The organism is Methylomonas sp. LW13 (assembly GCF_016865255.1).
GTDB lineage: Bacteria > Pseudomonadota > Gammaproteobacteria > Methylococcales > Methylomonadaceae > Methylomonas.
Map to the genome: position 1 here is coordinate 4143789 of NZ_CP033381.1, position 17794 is coordinate 4161582.

The window sequence follows — 17794 nt, forward strand, 5'->3', positions numbered from 1 at the left end:
ATCAGCTTTCGGCAAATAACTTGGGAAAGAGCAGGTCGATGGATTGACTGGTAAATCGTAGCGATATGGGGCCTTTGGGGGTCTGAGAATTGACGATGCCATCCTTGACCAAATCGGCTAACACCATGCGGGCGCTGCGTTCTTTCAGGCCGGTCACTCGCTCCGCTTCGCCGCGTGGCATTTCCCCTTGCAATAGAATCCGATGCAAAATGAAAAAGGCTTCGGGTCGCAGACCCTGCTTTTCGGTGTAGATTTTCAATCGGTTGGCAAACTGATCGAACTCAAACAATGAGGTCATGAATTTCGCCTGATCGATACACGCCGACAGGAACCATCTGACAAATTCGGTTAATGCTTTTTGCGACAGATTACCGCGACCATCCAGATCGCCTTGTCTTGGGCTGTCGGCGTAATCCATCATCTGCTTGTATTCTTGCCTGCTATTCAGCCCGCGCGCTAATCCCCTGGAAATAGACCATAACCCGAATGCGCCGATTCCGGCCTTAAGACCCATGGCGTGACTCATTAATCGGCTGACGCGGCCATTGCCATCGGGGAACGGATGAATATAGGCCAAACGGTGATGCGCGGCGGCCATCGCTAAAATACGGCTGCCTTTGCCCACGGATTCAAGCCGGTAACGTTGTTCGAAGTGCCGCATGAAATCCGTCACCGTTTCACTGCTGGGTGGCAGATGGCGGCCGACAGCCACATCATGAACGGCTAACGATCTAAATTCGCCTGGCACCATTTTGAAGTCTTGTTGACCTTGCTTGATAACCAGCATTTCATCACTGGCATCCCGATAAAATTCGGTATGTAGCCACTGTAAAAAATCGGAAGACGCCGGTTCCGGTAAAGCATGCTGGGTATGCATCTCGTCGATCAGCTTTTGTACGCGAATATGCGCTCTGGCTTCGATCTGCAAATTGCGTCTGGATTGATCATTATCGAGTTCGTTGGCTAATGCGCGTTCAATATCGCGGGGGATGGTGTTATGGCCTTCAATCAAATTCGAGTAATAGCAATTCATGATCCGCACCGTGTCGGCCAAGCTCGCGGCGGCATCGGGATGTAACCGGGCGCCTAACTGTTCGGTCAGCGAAGTTAATTCCGCTACCAAATCGACCACATCCAGCGGCGGATTTTCCAGCAAACATGGCTCGATGCGATAAGGCGTTTCGGTTGATATTGGCATGCCGATCTTTAATTAATCTAATAATCTGTTTTTATTAGACTAATTATACAGATAACAAAAATTGTTGCCGATTTTGTTGCCGATGCAATAAAAGCCGATAGTTGACTGATTTTATTGATATTTAATGATCTGTCGAAGGGCGCGAATGCCGATTTTGTAAGAGAACGAGGTTATTGGATGAATTGCGTGTCATTAGGCGTACAATCATAGTAATGCAGTTTCACGCATAAGATCGTCGGCTGTATCTTCCAATAGGATAGCGCCTGCCTCAAACGCCAATCTTAGAAATGCCAATCGCCGAATACCCAGCCATGCGGCAGCCATACCTGAAGACAATTTGCCCTCTTGAAAAAGGTTGATGGTCGCCTGTTTTTTTAAATAGTCTGCAAAGCTTTCGGCATTCATACCAAGACCAAGCAATATCATTTACAAACAAGGACGGTAGTACAGGCTGTTTGAATCTGGTGTGCAGTGATTTGACCTGCGATGGCGACACTGTCACGACAATCTACCAAAAACGGTGGCAAGTCGAAGTGTTTCATTTATGCCCTATGGGTACAAATCCTTGAAATCCAACGCCGCTTTGGCCAAATCGCGACTCGGGGCGTGACGACGCAAAACAACCATGTGTTTATGTCGATCTACGCCGTCTTCAAGTTGGAATGCCTGAAGCTAAAACACACCTGATTACCCATAAGCCTCAGCCAATTTGAGCAAACGCGCAGGCATGGGCGGAGTATTGGCCGCGACGAGAAACCTGGGCATCATGGCTTGCAGATCGAACTGGCGATTAAAGCGATAACAAAACTCGGCTAGATAACGTGGCAAGTGTTTGGGATTGATGGCATGGTACGTACCGTTAATCGAGCGCTTCACATTACCGATCATGGTGTTGACCCACGCGAACTCTTCTTTAGCGGGCTGGTGAAAAACCCGCCGATATTTCCCCTTACCCACGATGTTCGTGATTTTTTCGAGTTGAAATCGGTCATGACATCGAGTTTCAAGCGTTTTGCCCCGGTTTCAAGGGCTTTTTATTCGCCTGAAGCCGTCTGTGGACGGTTTTCAGGATCGACTCGGGGTGACGGGATTGCGCCCGCCACCTCTGCCACACCACCGGACGTGCGGTTTTCCGCATCCGGCGGTTGAATCCAACAGCCTAAGCTGTTGAGAGTTCTGACGGCACAACTAAACCATAACGCCGCAACGTGCCATTGCCCAGGACTTTGTGTAGGACTATGCTTTTCGCAATACCCCACGCTCCACCTGTACGATTTGCGAACCCTTGCTGCTTAACCGTCGCGCCTAATCGGCGCATGGCATTCAGTCGCCCCTTCTTGTTATGCCAGCGTAACCAGAAACATTTACGCATATGGCGGCGGGTCCACCCCTCCCATGTCAGAAGGTTCCGACGATCACCGGCTAGCTTAAAATAACTCCACCAGCCTATGATGTATCGCCGCCATTGCTCAACCAATTCCTGACTGGTTTTACTTTGCCGGGCATCCCAGAGTTCGCGCACTTTCGCTTTATAACGGTCGACACTTTTGGGGCTAATCGCGATTTCCTGTGCTTCGGTGATTCTAAAACCCAGAAACTGACTGTCCCACGGCCTCCCTGTGCCACTTTTGGCCTGATTGACGACCAGATTTAGATGCTTTTCTATCCATAACGTTAGACTATCCAAGACTCGTCGCGCACTGCGTTCGCTACTCACATAGATGGCAATATCGTCTGCGTAGCGGCAAAAACTCAGTTCTCGCTTTTCCAGCTCTTTGTCCAATTGATCCAGGTAAATATTTGAAAGCAAAGGGCCCAACGGGCTTCCCTGCGGCACCCCTTGATGCCGTCGCTCTACTTTTCCGTCTTTCACGACTCCCGCTTTCAGGTACGTTCTTATCAACCCCAACACTTGGCGGTCTGATATTTTCCGGCTGATTTGATGCAGTAATCTGTCGTGATTGACTTCGTCGAAGAACGCCTTAATGTCGATGTCCACTACCCAACTTTTACCCTGCCGGACAAAGTTTTGAGCTTGTTTCACGGCATCCTGCGCACTGCGATAAGGGCGATAAGGGCGATAGCCATAGCTAAACTGACTAAACCCGCTATCAAACTTTATCGTCAAGATTTGTTGCATCGCTTGCTGTATCACGCGGTCTTGCACCGTCGGTATCCCCAGCACACGTTCGCCTCCGTTCGGTTTCGGAATAGTCACCGCTTTCACGGGACTTGGGACATAACTTCCCGCTCTTAACTTGGCTTCAATGGTTTCCCAGTGCTGCTTTAAATGCTGCTCAGTCTCGGTAATTGCTCCTGCATTACCCTACCTCCTGCATCCATGCAGTCGTCTACAATGCTTTGTCCGTCTATTCCCGCCGCGCCTTTGTTGCGCTTTACCGCATCAAGCGCTTCTTGCAGGTTTAGCCAGTTGAACATGGCATCCATCAGTAACTCTTCCGTCATTTTCCTTTCGCCTTTTACCGCTAATCTTAGCTTGCATCTCCCGAGATTTCGTTCACAAAGCATCCACTTTGCTCTTTGATTTCCCGCCAAGGGGGTGGTGGCCGCAGTTGCCGCGCCCGCTTGTTTCGAAATACTCTGCGCGTCCGATTAACCTCGTTTGGTTTAATGAACTTGATTCTTCGGCCCTTTGCTCCATGCCCATTACAGGCACTTCTTCGCTACTACGGCCTCTGCTGACTTCTCCCGCATTCTCATGCCGGAGATCTCCCCAGGTAAGGTGCCAAAACTTTCCGCCCGTGCCGCCAAGCTCTACTTGATGTGTCTTTCGGTAACGGTTGGATTTTGTGTTACACGGCACACTCATCGCCCACATCCAGCCTCACTGCTTGTTCGTGTTCCTGCGGTCGTGCGTTTGCTACGCGCTTCTTTCAGGCTGGCCTCGCGGATTCCCCCTTGCGTTTCGCTACAGTTGTCGTTACTTCTTCCGATTACCTCTTTCCAGGTAATAAGTTTTGGCCCATGCTGGGCACACCGCACTTCACCCTAGGCGGGTGCACTCCACGCCGGTTTCGGCGTGAACACCAATAGGTTGAGCATGCGCGTCAGGTTGTATGCGGCAAAGCAAAACAAGGCCTGACCCGCGACTTTGGCTAAGCCGATGTGACGGGTTTTGCGCAGGCCGCCGACCGTTTTGACCCAGCCAAAGGCTTCTTCGACGATTTTGCGGCGCTTGAGGCTTTGGGCATAGCCTTTGCCGCGCGCGGTCCGGCCATCGACGGCACTGCCGGTCTTTTTGCGGGCCACATGGGCTTTGATGTCACGGGACTCGAGTCCGTTGACGAACGCCGCTTGGTCATAGCCTTTGTCGGCACCGACGCTGCCGCCTTTGGGCACGCGGCGTTTGATCATTTTTTGCGCGGCTTCGATTTCGGCGGTGCCGGTGGCTTGAGTGGTTTCGACATCGACAATCAGGCCGTTGCGATTCTCGGACAAGGCATGGGTGATGTAACGCAGTTTGGCCTCGGTGTATTCGCCTTTCTTGTAAAGCCGGGCTTCGGGATCGGTCGTACTGTGGTGGGTGGCGTTGCTGCGCTTTTCGCCGCTGAAGTCGACCTCGGGATTGCGGCCGGCGGGTTTGTCCGGGCCGCTGCCGTCTTTCTTGACGAAGCTTTTGTGCGAGGCCCAGGCTTCGATCAGGCTGCCATCGACACTGAAGTGTTCGTCGGACACCAGGTTTTGCCATTCGGCTATGGCCAGTACCCGCTCAAAAAATTCGCGACTCAGGGCTTCGGACAGCAGGCGTTCGCGGTTGGCGCTGAACACCGTGCGTTCCCATACGGCATCGTCGACGCCCAAACCGACAAACCAGCGAAACAGCAGGTTGTAGTCCAGTTGTTCCATCAAATGACGCTCACTGCGAACGGTGTACAGCACTTGCAACAGCAAGGCGCGCAGCAGTTTTTCGGGAGCAATCGACGGACGGCCAGTGTGCGAGTAACGCTCAGCAAAGACGGCATCCATAGAGCCCAATACGCTATCGGTGAGTAGCCGTAAACGACGCAACGGATGCTGTTTGGGAATTCGGTCTTCCAGGTTGATGTAGCTGAACCAGTTGTTTTGGATGGCATCGTGTCCGCGCATTGAAAGGCTCCAAATTTAGGTAGCCTATTTTAACAGTTGGCGGCTCATCTATGCCTTAGCTTACTTGGCTTTTCGAGTTTTTCACCAGCCTGATAACCCTCTTGACTTCTTCAGTTTCAACATACTCATATTCCTTACGAGACGAGATATTTAGCGGTGGATCATCAATAAGTGATTTAATTAAATTTCTGTAAATCTGCTTTGTTTTTTCTTCTAGTACCTTTTAAATAAGTGTTCATTTACACACTCCATTCAAGTGCAATTCATTAAAAATGGATAACCAGCCCGGCGGTTAATGACGCCGCTTTTCTCCCCGTCGGGATAGGCTGGTTAGTTCGGATATTCGTTATTTAGCCGACAATGCCCGCTTAACCATATTCTCGACGGCAGGGGTTAAGTTGATCGGCAATAATTGGGTATTGGGGTGGGCGTTGCCGAACACCCGGAAGACTTCGTCGGCAAACGCCTGGCCGATTTCCTCAACGCCGGCAAAATCCAATACAACCGACTGGAATCGCTCAAAGCGCATGGTCAAACGCTTGGCTTGCGACCGGGAAACCAGTTTTTCGCCTTCATGCTGTGCCAGTCGCACCGGGACAATGGTCTTGGCAAAGGTATATTCCCCTGGCGCTGCAAACTGATCGAACACGTCTTGCAAAATGCGCGGGCTATCGTTGGCCAGGCGCATCAATACCAAGGTGCCCGGCGCATTGGCGGGGCGCTCAAGCAGAATATCGGCGCCCCATTCGTCGTGCATGAAGTGCAATAGGCCGGATCGGATGTCGAAGGCGTCCATCACCTTGGACGAAAAGAAAATGCCTTCGCCGGTATGGTTGGCGGGATCGGTGGTCAGCTTGCCCTTGGCCAACTCCAGGATCGCTTCGCGCGGATCATACAAATTCATGGCCCGCTGAATTTTCAGAAATATTCCTTCCCCTTCGTCAGCAATGTAAACGGTGGTATTGAGTGCGTCTCGCACCAACTCCACGGCGACGTTTTCGGATCCGGAATGGTCGATGGCATTGTTTACCATCTCGGTGACGGCGTAATGCCAGATGTCGCGGACATTGCCGGGTAAATCGCTTAACAACGGCGACATGGTTTCAGCCCAGACAATATCCTCGCGCAAGCCTGCACGGGGATAAACCCGCTGTACCTGTGCCATTGTTGCCAATTGATAACGCACACCCCGGCCTATACCGGATGATGTGATGGCACCTTCTTTTTTCAGTTTGGTTAGCCAAGCGCTGGTGGCCTGTCGGGATACGCCATGTTGATTCGCGAGGCGGGCGGCAACATTGCTGCCGTCTTCGGCGATGGCGACTAGGATGGAATGACGTAGATCAATACTCATAGTGAATAAACGTAAAGTGATTTTAAAATAATTGTAAAGTCAAAATATGCTAAACGTAAAGTACCGATTTACTCGGCTATTCGATTCATGAACAGAAAAGCCAGCCAACCCAATCAAGGATTGGCCGGCGAATAGCCGCTACAGGTTAAAGGCCTGAGCCAGTTCGTTGACGATCTGCCGCTTTTGGTCGCGTCCCTGATGGATATAGCGCATGGTGGTTTGAATGCTCTTGTGGCCGGCCAGTTTGGCTATATGATTAATCTCCTTGCCTTGGTCGGACAGCGCCGAGCAGAAGCCATGCCGTAGGCAATGGAAGGTAAATTTCTCCAGTTTGACACTGCCATCCGGGTTCAGGATGTCCCGGTCGGCAATATTGGCCGCTTTCAATACGTTTCGCCAGGCTTTACGAAAGTCCATCGGTTGCCCGGGAAGTTCGACCGACGGGAAGATCAATCCGGTACCGACTTCCTGATGGCGTTTCAGCTCGGTCATGACGACCGGCGCTAAATACAGCTCCCGACTGGTACCGTTCTTGGTGTCACCCAGAAAGGTGCTGTTGTCCTTGAAGTTAACATCACTCCAGCGCAGGTTCATCAGCTCGCCTTTCCGGGCACCGGTTGTCATTGCCATCACAACCAACAAATACAACTTATCCCAATGCGATTCCCGGCAGGCTTTCAGTAGTCGTTTGCGTTCGGCCTCGCTTAATACCCGGTCCCGCCGCTTGGTGTCGTCGTCGACCACCACGCTCCGAACTAGGTTTTCATCGACATAGCCAAGGCTCAAGGCAAATTTGTAGACGCTGGACAAGACCGCCTTCTTGCGATTAATAGTCGTGGCGCGCAGGCCCTCGTCGATCAAGTCATCAACGTGTTCGCGCAAGTCGAAGATGTCGATGTCGGTCATGATCCGGTCCCCGAAGTATTGTAAGCAACTAGCCCTACCACATCGTCAGCCTGTTGCCGCTTTGATCTAATCCCTGTGACTAAACGGTAGTAACTCGTCGATGCGGCTGTTGGGCCAGGTGGGGAGTTTTCCCAGGGTGTCTTTTAGCCAGGCAGCCGGATCGAGACCATTGAGTTTGGCGGTGCCTAGCAGAGTCTGAATGACGGCGGCTCGTTGGCCTGCCCGCTCCGATCCGGCAAACAACCAGTTCTTCTTGCCCAAGGCAATGGGGCGAATGCTGTTTTCGACCGGATTATTGTCGATAGGCAGATCGCCGGTTTCGGCGTAACGGCTGAGCGCCGTCCAGCGTTTCAAGCTGTAGTCGATGGCTTTGGCGGTTGCCGTGCCGGGTGCGGTGCGCAAACGGGTTTGCTGTAGCCAGTCGTGTAGCTCGACCAGGAGCGGCAGACTGGTTTCGGCGCGCCACTGTTTGCGCTCAGCAATGCTTAAATCACGGGCTGCGGCTTCGACCGCATACAGCTTGGCGATACGATTCAGTGCGTCTTGCGCGATAAGGCTTTGACTGGCCTGGAACAGGTCGAAGAATTTGCGCCGCGCATGCGCTAGGCAGGCCAGTTCGATACACGGCTCTAGCGGGTGTTGCGATGCGGGATGGGCACGGGTCGTAGCAAACAGGGCCTTATACCCCGCATAGTCATCCACCACTAAATGGCCGTGCCAATCGCCCAGAAATTGTTGCACATGCCGGCCGCCGCGACCGGCTTGATAATCGAAGACGATAAGCTTCGGTCCCGGTTGCAGATCATTGCTGCGATAGGCCCACAGATAGGCTTTCTTGGTTTTACCACTGCCGGGATCCAGTTGCGGTACCGGCGTCTCGTCGGCATGTAAGCTATCCCTTTGCAACAAATGCCAAGCCATGCGGTCGGCTAAGGGCGCTAAAGCGACACCGAGTCGTCCGACCCAGTCCGCCAGCGTGGAGCGGGACAGGATCACCCCGTCACGGGCGGCGATTTGTTCCAACCGGTACAGCGGCAAATGATCGAGGTACTTGCCGATCAGCACCCAGGTGAGCAAACCGACGGCAGCCATACCGCCATCGATCACCGCCGGTGGAATCGGTGCTGCGGTGATGGTTTCGCAGGCCCGACAGGCGTATTGCGGACGAATGTGTCGATGCACAAAGAACTTGGCCGGTTCGACGTCCAGTTGCTCGCTGATGTCTTCGGCAACTGCTCCTGCGTTGCTCTATCTCCTGCATCCCTGCAGTCGTCGCCGACTTTGACCAGGTCTTTACCGCAGTGGCCACAAGCGCAGGATTCCGGTTCATGGCGATGCTCAATGCGCGGCAGATGCTCAGGCAACGGTTGGCGACCAGCACGTGGGCGTTTGGGACGGGCCACGGTATCGCAGGGCTGATCATCCCGGAGTTGTTCGACTTCCTCATCAATCGCCGAGATATCGGAATTCCAGGTTTCCTCGAACACATCCCGCTGCAACGGGGCCAGACTTTCGTTCTTGCGACTGAAGCGGATGCGTTTGTAATACGCCAGCTCATGGGTCAGCGCGCCGATTTTGAGGTCTTTGGCGTGAATCGTGGCGTCTTTGGTTTGGATGACTTGGGCATCCTGGGCTGCCTGATCCATCAGTGCCTGAAGCAGGGCCGCCACCTCGGTTTTGGCAGTCGGCTCCAGGTTCAATTGGTCGAGTTTGGCCAGCGGATTCATGGGTGAATTATACCGCAATGTCCCATCCAATGCCTTGATATTAGGACATTTTAGGACTTTTTTACCGCCGCGTTTTACCTCTGATTCACACCTGCCAGTCTGCTTGGGGCTGGGCGGATAAGCGTTGCCAATCGACTCCAGCAATTAACCAGTGCCATTGCGCCTGCGTCAGCGCAAACACCGCATCGCCCACCCTGGGCCAGACAAAACTGCCTTGGTGCAAACGGCGCTGACACAGCCAAACCCCATTGCCATCCCACACCAACAACCGTAGCCGGTTGCCCGCACGATTACGAAAGATAAACGCCGATCCGGCACACGGGGCATGCCCCAGACTCTGTTGAACAATCGCTGACAAGCCATCCAAACCACGCCGCATGTCCACCGGCGCCACCGCCAACCAAATCTGCGCGGGATAATCGATCAAGCCAGACATCGTAACAACTCGGCTACCCAGCCCGCCGATACTGAAGACGAAATCTCCAGCCTATAACCGTGGGCATCGGTCAAGACCATAGCCGCAGCTGCGGGTGTCACCACAGAAGCAGGCTCAGGCTGTTCAATCTGCACCGGCACCAAAGCGACCGACTCTACCGCAGGCCGTTTGCGATAGTCGCACAGTCTGGCAGTAAATGTCCGTACATTGATGCCTTCCTGCACGCAATACTCAACCTGCGACAAACCACTGCCTTGCCATTCTTCAATATGCTGACGCCATTTCGATGCAACGGTCATCGCTACTCCTGATCAAAAAGTCACAGGATGACAAAGACAACAGGATTATTAAATGTGGGCGGAATGGAGGCTTACGAAGTATTGGCACCAATAATCGATCCGTTGCATCTGGCCTTTGTAATCCTTCTTGTTCCAGCGAGACAGATATTCATCGCAGACGTCTCGAAAGGTTTTGTAGCGGATGCGTTTGCCGGCCTTGATGAATAGCTCAGCGCCACCCATGCGCTCGATTTCTTGCACGGTAAGCTGTAACAGTTCTTTTTTGGATAGGGCGTTAATCGCTTCCAGTTTGGCCTGATGGCGGATTGCAAACAGATCGATACCCAACTGCTTGAAAAGATCCTCGCCACCCAAGGCGCAAATTTCATCCTCTGAAAGCGCCATTAATTGCGCCTGATCCAGGTTCAAAATAGTCTTGATGCCTTTCTCGATGTTATCGGCCCAAGCTAGTGCGAGACTTTCCGTTGGGAAGGTTTTGTTTTTAACGATGCCTTTTAAGCGGACATCGGCGCGGAAGTTGCCGTTGGCTAGAGGTCGGATATATGCCATTACACGCCCTCGCCGTTTTGATTGAGTTGGATAGCGACGTCAGGCGCATTCCGTCGCCTTAGCAGCTCAAGCAGCTGGTCATATTCCGGGCCGGCACCCATGATTTCAGACAATAATTCTTGTCGGCCAGCATCTTGTTCAGATCGGAAATAGGATTTTCGGTGTTCGCCGTGGGCGTTCGGAAAGGTTTGGCAGATATGTAGTAAGACAACATCGTTTTGCGCCTTGGTGGCAAATAACGGGCTGTGATACTTGCTCTCGGGATCGAACACGCAAAAATATTCGACGTGATAATTCGCGGAAGTTTCTTTGGACTTTTGAGATTCTTGAAAATGTTGCTAGGACAAAACATCGTTTTGTGAGCTTTGAAGGGATAGATTTTGCTGGTTCATTACGCCACCTCATTGGAGCAAATAATGCAGAGTGCGCCTAAATTTGCGCCTTACTGCGGTTATGTTGCTTCAACTCGACGGCAATCCAGTTGATAAGCTATTGATTAGCTTAAATTATTCAGTGGTGGGTCGTGTGCGATTCGAACGCACGACCATCGCATTAAAAGTGCAATTACGGAATCATAACCAATTGATTTTATTGTAATTTCAATTATCAAATGTCGCGTAATATCCGTACAGCTCACAACGAGTCAGAACTAAGTCGCGTAAATCTCGCGTAAGATTTTTGCATATTCCTCTATCAAAATTGCAGCAGCACAGCCTGTAGTGCTCGTTCTCATCATGAAAATCGTGATATAATATCAATTTTAAAATATATATTTTGTCGACATGCAACTAACAGCCTCACAACTTCAGTCGAAGCATAAAGTGCTCATTGATGCGCTCAAACGTGGAGAAACCGTTGAGATCACTTACCACGGCCAAACCCTGGGTATCGTTCATCCCGCTACTCTTACTGTCAATTCACAAGAGCAAGAAGCGGCAATGAATGAGTTTTTTGGTATGCACCAAGGTTTAGGTATTGCCGATGTGGAAGATGAATTACGCCTTATTCGCAAAGGTCGGCGGAGCCTTTTGAGTGATCTTTGATACCAACATTTTGATTTATGCGGACCGAGGCGTGGCATCAGCCAAAGAGCTGATTATGAGCACACAGCATCGATCAATTTCAGCCGTCACCTACATGGAATATGTGCCGTTTTGCCGAAACAAAAAGGAATTGGCAACGTTTGAAAAAATGCTTCAGGCTCTACAGTTCACCATCCGTGAAATTGATCATGGAATTTCTTACCATGCTCGGCAATTGGTTCGACAATTTGCACTAAGCCATAGCATGGAGATGGGCGATGCTTTAATTGCCGCAACTGCTATGGCGCACAATGAATTGTTATGCACCGGCAACATTAAGCACTTCTCGCAAATCACTGGCTTGTTGCTTGACCACTTTCAACCAAACGAGCCCTAAATCGCTCATTTTCAGCTGTTTCTCTGCCTTTCCGATAGCTCCTTTGTTTTCCACGCATCAGCTATTGCTCATCATGCCGCAGGTCTAACCAGACGCGACGGCCAATTCCAAACAGGCATCCGGAGACTGGCCGATAAATCCTGCAGCACGTTAACAGCCAAAGATTCCTAATCCACTATCACCGGCCCAATAAGGTCATTAGTGTCAAGGACGTAAAATCAGGGGCTCTCATTGAGCCTGAAACTGATTGAGCCACCTAGAATCAGCAAAATTGCATCAAATTATGAGTAACTGCAAAAAAAGCATTCAGTCTTTTAATCGATCAGCCGATAACAACGGCTATATCGCTTTCATTACTTCATAGCCCATCAGAGAGAAACCAATGACCTTTGTACACGCTTTACATACCCTGCTGACGTTGACCTTGATTGGCTGTAGTTCCACCCACATGCTCCAGCCGAGCGCACCAATTGATTATCGCGCTGATGCCAGCGTGACAGCTGACCTTGATGTCGGAAGCAAAATTCAAGGTGAGGCGCAATCAACGCAAATTCTCTGGTTCATTACCTTGGGGCCCAATAAATTCGCAGATGGGGTCAATTTCACCGCTAATGGCACTGACCCAATCAGTCAGGTGTTCCGATTCGATCCATTTTTCGCCGTCAAATCTGCCGCAGCCTACGATGCTGTCTCACAAGCCAATGCCGATGTGATTGTGGGTCCACGCTATATTATTGAAATCGAGGATTACTTCATCTTCAGCAAGACCAAAGCCACGGTAAATGGATACAAAGGTACGATCAAAAAATTTAACAACTCATTTCATTTTGATCCATCTAAGCTCGTACGCTGAACGCTTTGAAAACAATTACGCAAGGCCTCTACCGGCTTCTTGGATACAGCGTTTCACAAAAGCCGACGTATCAAAAAAACACGCATGAACTTACCCGGTTATGCGTTTGACTCGCGCTCTTGCAGGATCAATTGGCTGACCACCACTCCATCCTGCACTAAAGGTTGAGCCTTTCGTCGTTTCCATGAAGGCACATCCACCATCACCGGAACGATGTCAGCGATGGGTTTGCCATTGCGAATAAGCCAGACCTTTAAATTCCACCGTTTTATCGTGCATCAGCAGAACAATGATCTTCCCTTCAGTCTCGTCAATTTGCTCGGCTTTAAAGGATTTAAGGAGGGCAATTGTCTTATCGATTCGGGCCAACAACTCAGCAAAGGTTGATTCATTATCGTCGTACTTGGGCGGTTCTAAACCGGCCAGACGCGACACCGCCCCCTTGGCTACATCGGTGGGTATTTGCACCTGCCGTGATAGTGGAAACATATCCGAGTAAAGCCTGGCATGGACCAACACGGACGGATCAATTTTCTTGGCTTCTGCATGGCTCGCCGCTTTTTCGAGGATGACTCGTAAATTGGTCAAGCTGTGAATAATGGGCGGAACAGTCACTGCATACATTGAGTTGGACATGATCATTTCTCCTGAAAGCATTGTTCCAACCAGAGTAACCGAAGAGACGACAGGCGATCTGGATTTGGCATTTTGCGAAGCGTTCAGCTGTTTTTTCAACAACCAATACATAGTGAATTACCGGAATGCAACAGAGCATGACGAAGCACCACCAAAACGCGTTAATTTCACGCAAGAACTCCAGGTCATACTGCCAAAAATGCCTGGTCAAATTCATGGCGTTGACAATAATTGGCAAATATTGTCATGATGTCCTGTCAGATTTTTATTGAGACCGCGTCATGGCAACTATGAATATTTCACTACCCGACCCTATGCGTGATTGGGTTCAAACTCAGATTCAAGACGGCAAATACTCTAGCAGCAGTGATTATGTGCGAGACCTGATACGCCGAGACCAAGAGACACGCCAACAACAACAAGTCCTACAAGCCGCCATCACCGAAGGCTTAAAAAGCGGTATCAGCAACCGCTCAATGGATGATGTATTGAGAGAGGCCCAAGCGAGACTGGCTGCTCTGAATGCAAATTAAAAAAACTGTTCTTGCCGATGAAGACCTCATCGACATCTACTTGTATGGCAGTCAAAACTTTGGACAATCTCAAGCAGAAAGTTACTTTGCTGAACTCAATCAAGCATTTTCATTCTTAGCTGACAATCCCTGGGTAGCAAACGAGCGTCCGGAATTCGTACCACCTGTTCGCATTCATCCTCATGGCAAACATCTAATTGTTTACACTGTCGAAGACGACTTTCTATTGATTGTTCGCGTTTTACACCAACGTATGGATATTAAACAGCACATCTAGCTGACTAGACTTGGTTAGCTCCCTCAGTTAATCTGGATTTCAGCCGAAATAACTGCTTCTTGATTACAGCGAATCGCACCGACATTGGCACCAACCCTGGATCGTTATATTGTCGTTATAGATTTCGCCCATAATCCATACGCTCGTGGAGCATGCGGGAAACGAGGATGGCATTTACAGCAATTCGGTAAATAATGATGTGCCGTCCAGCCGGAAATATTCGATGCTCTTGCGAAAGCTCAACCATGCTATGCCCATCTGCGGATTTTGTTGGAGGTCGGCAAGGCTTCATCGATTACAGCCCTATACGCGTACAGCATTTTCTCGATGAGTATCATTGATGATGAGTCGAAGGAAAAATAGCTCAGCCAATTTTATTTGAAAATGGAGGTTTGCTTTGATGGCTCAATTATATCCGAAAGCTTATAAACTTTATTTGTTCGCTTTTTAACACCGTCTTTGGACTGGATAATGACATCTTTTGAAGAATGTAACTGCCGTACAGCCTCCATTAAATGGTATTCTGCAGCTGTAGAATTTGTAACGCAGCTTTGAAACAACTCAGCTAACTGTATTGGCTTGTCTTGTTGAAATACAATTTGACCAAAATGCTCACTTACACCTTCAATGCAGGCTTCTTTTGATCCTGCCCCTGAAAATTCAAAAGTCTGTTGCCCAGTATAATTACTATCATTGTTCGCGTCATAACCTAGGACAAATACTCCAGGCTCTAATTCATGTCCGAATTCTGTAGCGTGTGCCCAGTGCAAGGATTTCATAACTGCATGAGCTCGATATGTATTTGAAAGATGGATTAGCCAATAACCCCAAGTATTTTCTCCAAACGGCTTTACGAAAAATAGCGTCATAAATTTCGCGCCAGTCTCGTGTTTGATTCCGTTAGCAAGATACTTCTGAAGAATCCTCCGCCATTCGCGACGATGAGTGGCTTTAAGCGATTTCAAATCTTCCCAAGGAATATATTTATCAAGACCAATATTCATCAGTGCTTTACGGTTGGATGAATGGTCTGACAAATACGTGGTCAAGTTATCGACATTAAAAGTCATGACAACTTCAGCCCCTTTAACACTAGTTAGGATGTTAGATACATCAGTTAAAGGAACGTCCTTATAACTATATTGATCTAGTATAAAGAGCGCCCGCTCTCCTCTTTTTTGTTCCTTAATATTTTGAACAATAGATGGAAGCGATTTTAGGAATTCATTTGTGATAATTTTAGTTTTTTGATAATCTTCCGAATCAATTTTATTTTCTTCGCACTTTGCCTTCAGCCAATGCTGCAAATGATTGGTTGTATCAGGCAAAATATCAACGAAGTAATAATTAACATTGACATGACGTGGATTCCGTCTTCCTAGATTAAGTTGCATACGAGCTTCACGAACTGCTCGCATCACCAATACTGGCGAACCATCTGCCAACATTTCGCCTTCAGTCCGGTAACATCCTCCACCACAAAAGCCATCAATAATGGATAGCCTCAATTCGGGTATATTTGCCTGAGCCATGAGTGTCAAAATATATTGTTTGACATACTCTTCGACAATTAAATGTTTTGTTTGGCTATGCCTATCAAGCAATGGTGGTGGAGAGCCAATTTGCCAAAAATATTTTTCGTCTGTCATTACACTGACTAGGGGCTGTTGCCGTTTTACATGGGTAACCAAATAAAAGCGCAGGCCAAAGCGACAACGCCTTCAAAATTGCGTTTCAATTTGTCATATCGCGTCGCGATGGCTCTGAAATGTTTCAATCGCGCAAAGACATTTTCAACGAGGTGGCGATATTGGTAGAGGCACCAATCCATTCCGTCATTCCCGACGATTGAATTTTGTTTTCTAGGAATGATAGGGACACTCCCTTTCTCTCGAATTTGAATCCGTAGAGGTTCACTGTCATAGCCTTTGTCAGCGACCGTGTAGTCAGCCAAAGGCAGTTTAGCCACTAATTCCGGCGCTTCTTTGCAGTCATGGACTTCACCACCGGTGATCGAGAAATGAATAGGCAGCCCACAGGCATCAACGGCCATATGGATTTTCGTGGTGTTACCCGCAACGGATTTCCCAATCGCGGCATCCTGTTCATGAGCCGCACCACTACTATGCTGATGCGCTTTCACGATACTGCCGTCAATAAAGGTCCATTCCAAATCCGGTGCCACAACCAGGCCTCGAAAGATGCCCATCAGTTTTTCTTGCAGTGACCACGCATTAAACCGTTTGTAGACTGCATTCCACTTACCAAACGTGGCAGGCAGGTCTCGCCAGGGGCAGCCGACTCGCATGCGATAAAAAATCCCTTCTACCGTTTGCCTGAGCGAAGGCTTGTCATAAATCCCCAGGCTTAACAGGATGGCTTTGAATTTATTCCAGTATGCGTCCGTAAACATTTGTCGCGGCATAGCTCACTTGTCTTCTGATTGAAAAATCAATCAATGAGGCAGAGCCGTTCGATTTCAAGGCTATCGTTTCAAAATGGCAACAGCCCCTATTGGATTACTGGCATAGCATCCCATGTGCGGCCATTTAGCTCTCGGCCATTCTCTTTTTTGGCTCTTTTTTTTCCATCGACGCCCCATCCACCCCATTGTTTAAAAAAGAAGGCAACATTTTCCGCTTCACATTTCACTCTGATTTCATCAACCCATTCTTTTTTCATAGGGCGAGCTTTCGGCCCGGATTCACCACCTACAATTACCCAATGAATCCCTCTAAGGTCAATATCACTTACACTTTCAAGTAATGGTTCGACGGATAAAAAACGTATATTAGCATCCACTTGGCGCAAACTATCAATTCTAGGGAGGCCAAAAGAGCGATCTTCAACGGAAACACCTAGCCATACATTTTCAGGACATAACCTGTCAGAAAAATATCTTGGTAGCCTGTCTGCTCTTTTGGTCAAGATTTGAAAAGTATGTTGAGGTGATTTACGTATGACCGAAAATACTTCATCGAGAAAATCATCTGAAATATCCTCGTGAAAAAGATCGCTCATAGAATTAACAAAGTAGACAGTTGGTTTTTTTCTTTTTAGTGGCTGCGATAATCTATAAGGGTGAGTTGTAAGCTGAAAGCCGTTCGCATACCCCTGAGCTCCCATTGCTTTTAATCTACCGGCCATAAGTTCTGCATAACAGTGCTTGCAACCGGGCGATATTTTTGTGCACCCGGAAGTTGGGTTCCAAGTTTGTTCTGTCCATTCTATGCGTGATTTAGCACTCATTCTCTTTGTCAAAAACCAATCAATGCGATAAAGTATAACAGCGTCAGGTACTGAGTTTAGCAATTGCCTTCTGCCAAGTCGAAATCGAACCAACGTTAACACCTAGTTTTCGGCTTTCAAAAAGCCAATACAACACATAACAGCTATCGACAGTCCACCAGATCGCCACCAGCATCAACGGGAACTATTTCCACCTACGTTCGACCATGAAATGCATCAACCAACTGGCGGTTAAATAAGCAAACAGCGCG

20 protein-coding genes and 3 pseudogenes are annotated in these 17794 nt (G+C 49.2%); 6 read left to right on the plus strand and 17 right to left on the minus strand.

Features of this window, described 5'->3' with window-relative positions; genetic code table 11:
• Window position 1: 1 nt before the first annotated feature.
• Window positions 2-1198, minus strand: a complete 1197-nt coding sequence (locus tag JL719_RS18590) for a Fic family protein (protein WP_033155726.1) — start codon at window positions 1196-1198, stop codon at window positions 2-4.
• 204 nt (window positions 1199-1402) lie between these two features.
• The gene (locus tag JL719_RS18595; protein ID WP_033155727.1) at window positions 1403-1624 is read right to left on the minus strand and encodes a UPF0175 family protein; all 222 of its coding nucleotides are present in this window, start codon (window positions 1622-1624) and stop codon (window positions 1403-1405) included.
• Between JL719_RS18595 and JL719_RS24150 the strand changes: the two are divergent.
• Window positions 1624-1876 (plus strand): annotated as a pseudogene (locus tag JL719_RS24150) (IS701 family transposase); the annotation flags it as partial. The gene JL719_RS18595 and the pseudogene JL719_RS24150 sit on opposite strands and share 1 nt — an antisense overlap.
• Before the next feature lie 9 nt (window positions 1877-1885).
• On the opposite strand, the pseudogene JL719_RS18600 reads toward JL719_RS24150, so the two are convergent.
• The 11 genes and pseudogenes from JL719_RS18600 to JL719_RS18650 all read right to left on the minus strand — a co-directional run.
• Window positions 1886-2110: pseudogene (locus JL719_RS18600) on the minus strand (transposase); the annotation flags it as partial.
• A gap of 247 nt (window positions 2111-2357) precedes the next feature.
• Window positions 2358-3509 (minus strand): group II intron reverse transcriptase/maturase, encoded by a 1152-nt coding sequence (gene ltrA, locus JL719_RS18605; RefSeq protein WP_084153227.1) that lies wholly within the window; start codon window positions 3507-3509, stop codon window positions 2358-2360.
• On the minus strand, window positions 3485-3664 hold the full coding sequence (locus JL719_RS18610; RefSeq protein ID WP_051669720.1) for a hypothetical protein: 180 nt from the start codon (window positions 3662-3664) through the stop codon (window positions 3485-3487). The genes ltrA and JL719_RS18610 overlap by 25 nt, the downstream gene beginning before the upstream one ends.
• Before the next feature lie 543 nt (window positions 3665-4207).
• Window positions 4208-5305: an IS5 family transposase gene (locus JL719_RS18615; protein WP_101054688.1), complete on the minus strand. Its 1098-nt coding sequence runs from the start codon at window positions 5303-5305 to the stop codon at window positions 4208-4210.
• 346 nt (window positions 5306-5651) lie between these two features.
• Window positions 5652-6659: an STAS-like domain-containing protein gene (locus tag JL719_RS18620; protein WP_033159536.1), complete on the minus strand. Its 1008-nt coding sequence runs from the start codon at window positions 6657-6659 to the stop codon at window positions 5652-5654.
• Window positions 6660-6797: 138 nt separating this feature from the next.
• Window positions 6798-7565: a tyrosine-type recombinase/integrase gene (locus JL719_RS18625; protein ID WP_051670556.1), complete on the minus strand. Its 768-nt coding sequence runs from the start codon at window positions 7563-7565 to the stop codon at window positions 6798-6800.
• A 66-nt stretch (window positions 7566-7631) separates the two neighbouring features.
• Window positions 7632-9292 (minus strand): annotated as a pseudogene (gene tnpC / locus JL719_RS18630) (IS66 family transposase).
• Window positions 9293-9377: 85 nt separating this feature from the next.
• A complete protein-coding gene (gene tnpB / locus JL719_RS18635; protein ID WP_033159537.1) occupies window positions 9378-9728 on the minus strand; it encodes an IS66 family insertion sequence element accessory protein TnpB in 351 nt (116 codons plus the stop codon).
• Window positions 9716-10027, minus strand: a complete 312-nt coding sequence (tnpA, locus tag JL719_RS18640) for an IS66 family insertion sequence element accessory protein TnpA (RefSeq protein ID WP_033159538.1) — start codon at window positions 10025-10027, stop codon at window positions 9716-9718. The genes tnpB and tnpA overlap by 13 nt, the downstream gene beginning before the upstream one ends.
• Before the next feature lie 48 nt (window positions 10028-10075).
• Window positions 10076-10576: a hypothetical protein gene (locus tag JL719_RS18645; RefSeq protein ID WP_033159539.1), complete on the minus strand. Its 501-nt coding sequence runs from the start codon at window positions 10574-10576 to the stop codon at window positions 10076-10078.
• Window positions 10576-10848 carry a hypothetical protein gene (locus JL719_RS18650; protein ID WP_033159540.1) on the minus strand — a complete coding sequence of 91 codons (273 nt, stop codon included), beginning with the start codon at window positions 10846-10848 and terminating at the stop codon, window positions 10576-10578. Before JL719_RS18650 ends, JL719_RS18645 begins: the two co-directional genes overlap by 1 nt.
• A 510-nt stretch (window positions 10849-11358) precedes the next feature.
• Between JL719_RS18650 and JL719_RS18655 the strand changes: the two genes are divergently transcribed.
• The 3 genes from JL719_RS18655 to JL719_RS18665 all read left to right on the plus strand — a co-directional run bounded on the left by JL719_RS18655 (window position 11359) and on the right by JL719_RS18665 (window position 12848).
• Entirely contained in the window at window positions 11359-11619 is a 261-nt protein-coding gene (locus tag JL719_RS18655; protein ID WP_033159541.1) for a hypothetical protein, read from the plus strand.
• Window positions 11609-11995, plus strand: coding sequence for a type II toxin-antitoxin system VapC family toxin (locus tag JL719_RS18660; RefSeq protein ID WP_033159542.1), 387 nt, complete (start codon window positions 11609-11611; stop codon window positions 11993-11995). The genes JL719_RS18655 and JL719_RS18660 overlap by 11 nt, the downstream gene beginning before the upstream one ends.
• 382 nt (window positions 11996-12377) lie before the next feature.
• Window positions 12378-12848, plus strand: coding sequence for a hypothetical protein (locus JL719_RS18665; protein ID WP_051670558.1), 471 nt, complete (start codon window positions 12378-12380; stop codon window positions 12846-12848).
• Window positions 12849-13064: 216 nt separating this feature from the next.
• On the opposite strand, the gene JL719_RS18670 is transcribed toward JL719_RS18665, so the two are convergent.
• Complete coding sequence (locus JL719_RS18670; protein WP_225892904.1) at window positions 13065-13595, minus strand: DUF1993 domain-containing protein; 531 nt, start codon at window positions 13593-13595, stop codon at window positions 13065-13067.
• A gap of 170 nt (window positions 13596-13765) precedes the next feature.
• On the opposite strand from JL719_RS18670, the gene JL719_RS18675 reads away from it, so the two are divergent.
• Window positions 13766-14017, plus strand: coding sequence for a type II toxin-antitoxin system ParD family antitoxin (locus JL719_RS18675; protein ID WP_033159544.1), 252 nt, complete (start codon window positions 13766-13768; stop codon window positions 14015-14017).
• Complete coding sequence (locus tag JL719_RS18680; protein ID WP_033159545.1) at window positions 14007-14294, plus strand: type II toxin-antitoxin system RelE/ParE family toxin; 288 nt, start codon at window positions 14007-14009, stop codon at window positions 14292-14294. The genes JL719_RS18675 and JL719_RS18680 overlap by 11 nt, the downstream gene beginning before the upstream one ends.
• A gap of 374 nt (window positions 14295-14668) precedes the next feature.
• On the opposite strand, the gene JL719_RS18685 is transcribed toward JL719_RS18680, so the two are convergent.
• The 3 genes from JL719_RS18685 to JL719_RS18695 all read right to left on the minus strand — a co-directional run bounded on the left by JL719_RS18685 (window position 14669) and on the right by JL719_RS18695 (window position 17543).
• Window positions 14669-15943 carry a three-Cys-motif partner protein TcmP gene (locus tag JL719_RS18685; RefSeq protein WP_033159546.1) on the minus strand — a complete coding sequence of 425 codons (1275 nt, stop codon included), beginning with the start codon at window positions 15941-15943 and terminating at the stop codon, window positions 14669-14671.
• Between the two features lie 26 nt (window positions 15944-15969).
• On the minus strand, window positions 15970-16719 hold the full coding sequence (locus tag JL719_RS18690) for an IS5 family transposase (RefSeq protein ID WP_033159547.1): 750 nt from the start codon (window positions 16717-16719) through the stop codon (window positions 15970-15972).
• A gap of 86 nt (window positions 16720-16805) precedes the next feature.
• Window positions 16806-17543 (minus strand): DUF5131 family protein, encoded by a 738-nt coding sequence (locus JL719_RS18695; RefSeq protein ID WP_033159559.1) that lies wholly within the window; start codon window positions 17541-17543, stop codon window positions 16806-16808.
• Between the last annotated feature and the right edge of the window lie 251 nt (window positions 17544-17794).

Bases quoted from the DNA above. Each gene is read 5' to 3' on its own strand.
- JL719_RS18655 (WP_033159541.1), top strand. From the start codon at position 11,359: ATGCAACTAACAGCCTCACAACTTCAGTCGAAGCATAAAGTGCTCATT.
- JL719_RS18645 (WP_033159539.1), bottom strand. From the start codon at position 10,576: ATGGCATATATCCGACCTCTAGCCAACGGCAACTTCCGCGCCGATGTC.
- tnpB (WP_033159537.1), bottom strand. From the start codon at position 9,728: ATGTCTGGCTTGATCGATTATCCCGCGCAGATTTGGTTGGCGGTGGCG.
- tnpA (WP_033159538.1), bottom strand. From the start codon at position 10,027: ATGACCGTTGCATCGAAATGGCGTCAGCATATTGAAGAATGGCAAGGC.
- JL719_RS18690 (WP_033159547.1), bottom strand. From the start codon at position 16,719: ATGCCGCGACAAATGTTTACGGACGCATACTGGAATAAATTCAAAGCC.
- JL719_RS18675 (WP_033159544.1), top strand. From the start codon at position 13,766: ATGGCAACTATGAATATTTCACTACCCGACCCTATGCGTGATTGGGTT.
- JL719_RS18590 (WP_033155726.1), bottom strand. From the start codon at position 1,198: ATGCCAATATCAACCGAAACGCCTTATCGCATCGAGCCATGTTTGCTG.
- JL719_RS18615 (WP_101054688.1), bottom strand. From the start codon at position 5,305: ATGCGCGGACACGATGCCATCCAAAACAACTGGTTCAGCTACATCAAC.
- JL719_RS18610 (WP_051669720.1), bottom strand. From the start codon at position 3,664: ATGACGGAAGAGTTACTGATGGATGCCATGTTCAACTGGCTAAACCTG.
- JL719_RS18685 (WP_033159546.1), bottom strand. From the start codon at position 15,943: ATGACAGACGAAAAATATTTTTGGCAAATTGGCTCTCCACCACCATTG.
- JL719_RS18695 (WP_033159559.1), bottom strand. From the start codon at position 17,543: ATGAGTGCTAAATCACGCATAGAATGGACAGAACAAACTTGGAACCCA.
- JL719_RS18595 (WP_033155727.1), bottom strand. From the start codon at position 1,624: ATGATATTGCTTGGTCTTGGTATGAATGCCGAAAGCTTTGCAGACTAT.
- JL719_RS18625 (WP_051670556.1), bottom strand. From the start codon at position 7,565: ATGACCGACATCGACATCTTCGACTTGCGCGAACACGTTGATGACTTG.
- JL719_RS18665 (WP_051670558.1), top strand. From the start codon at position 12,378: ATGACCTTTGTACACGCTTTACATACCCTGCTGACGTTGACCTTGATT.
- JL719_RS18620 (WP_033159536.1), bottom strand. From the start codon at position 6,659: ATGAGTATTGATCTACGTCATTCCATCCTAGTCGCCATCGCCGAAGAC.
- JL719_RS18670 (WP_225892904.1), bottom strand. From the start codon at position 13,595: ATGTATTGGTTGTTGAAAAAACAGCTGAACGCTTCGCAAAATGCCAAA.
- JL719_RS18680 (WP_033159545.1), top strand. From the start codon at position 14,007: ATGCAAATTAAAAAAACTGTTCTTGCCGATGAAGACCTCATCGACATC.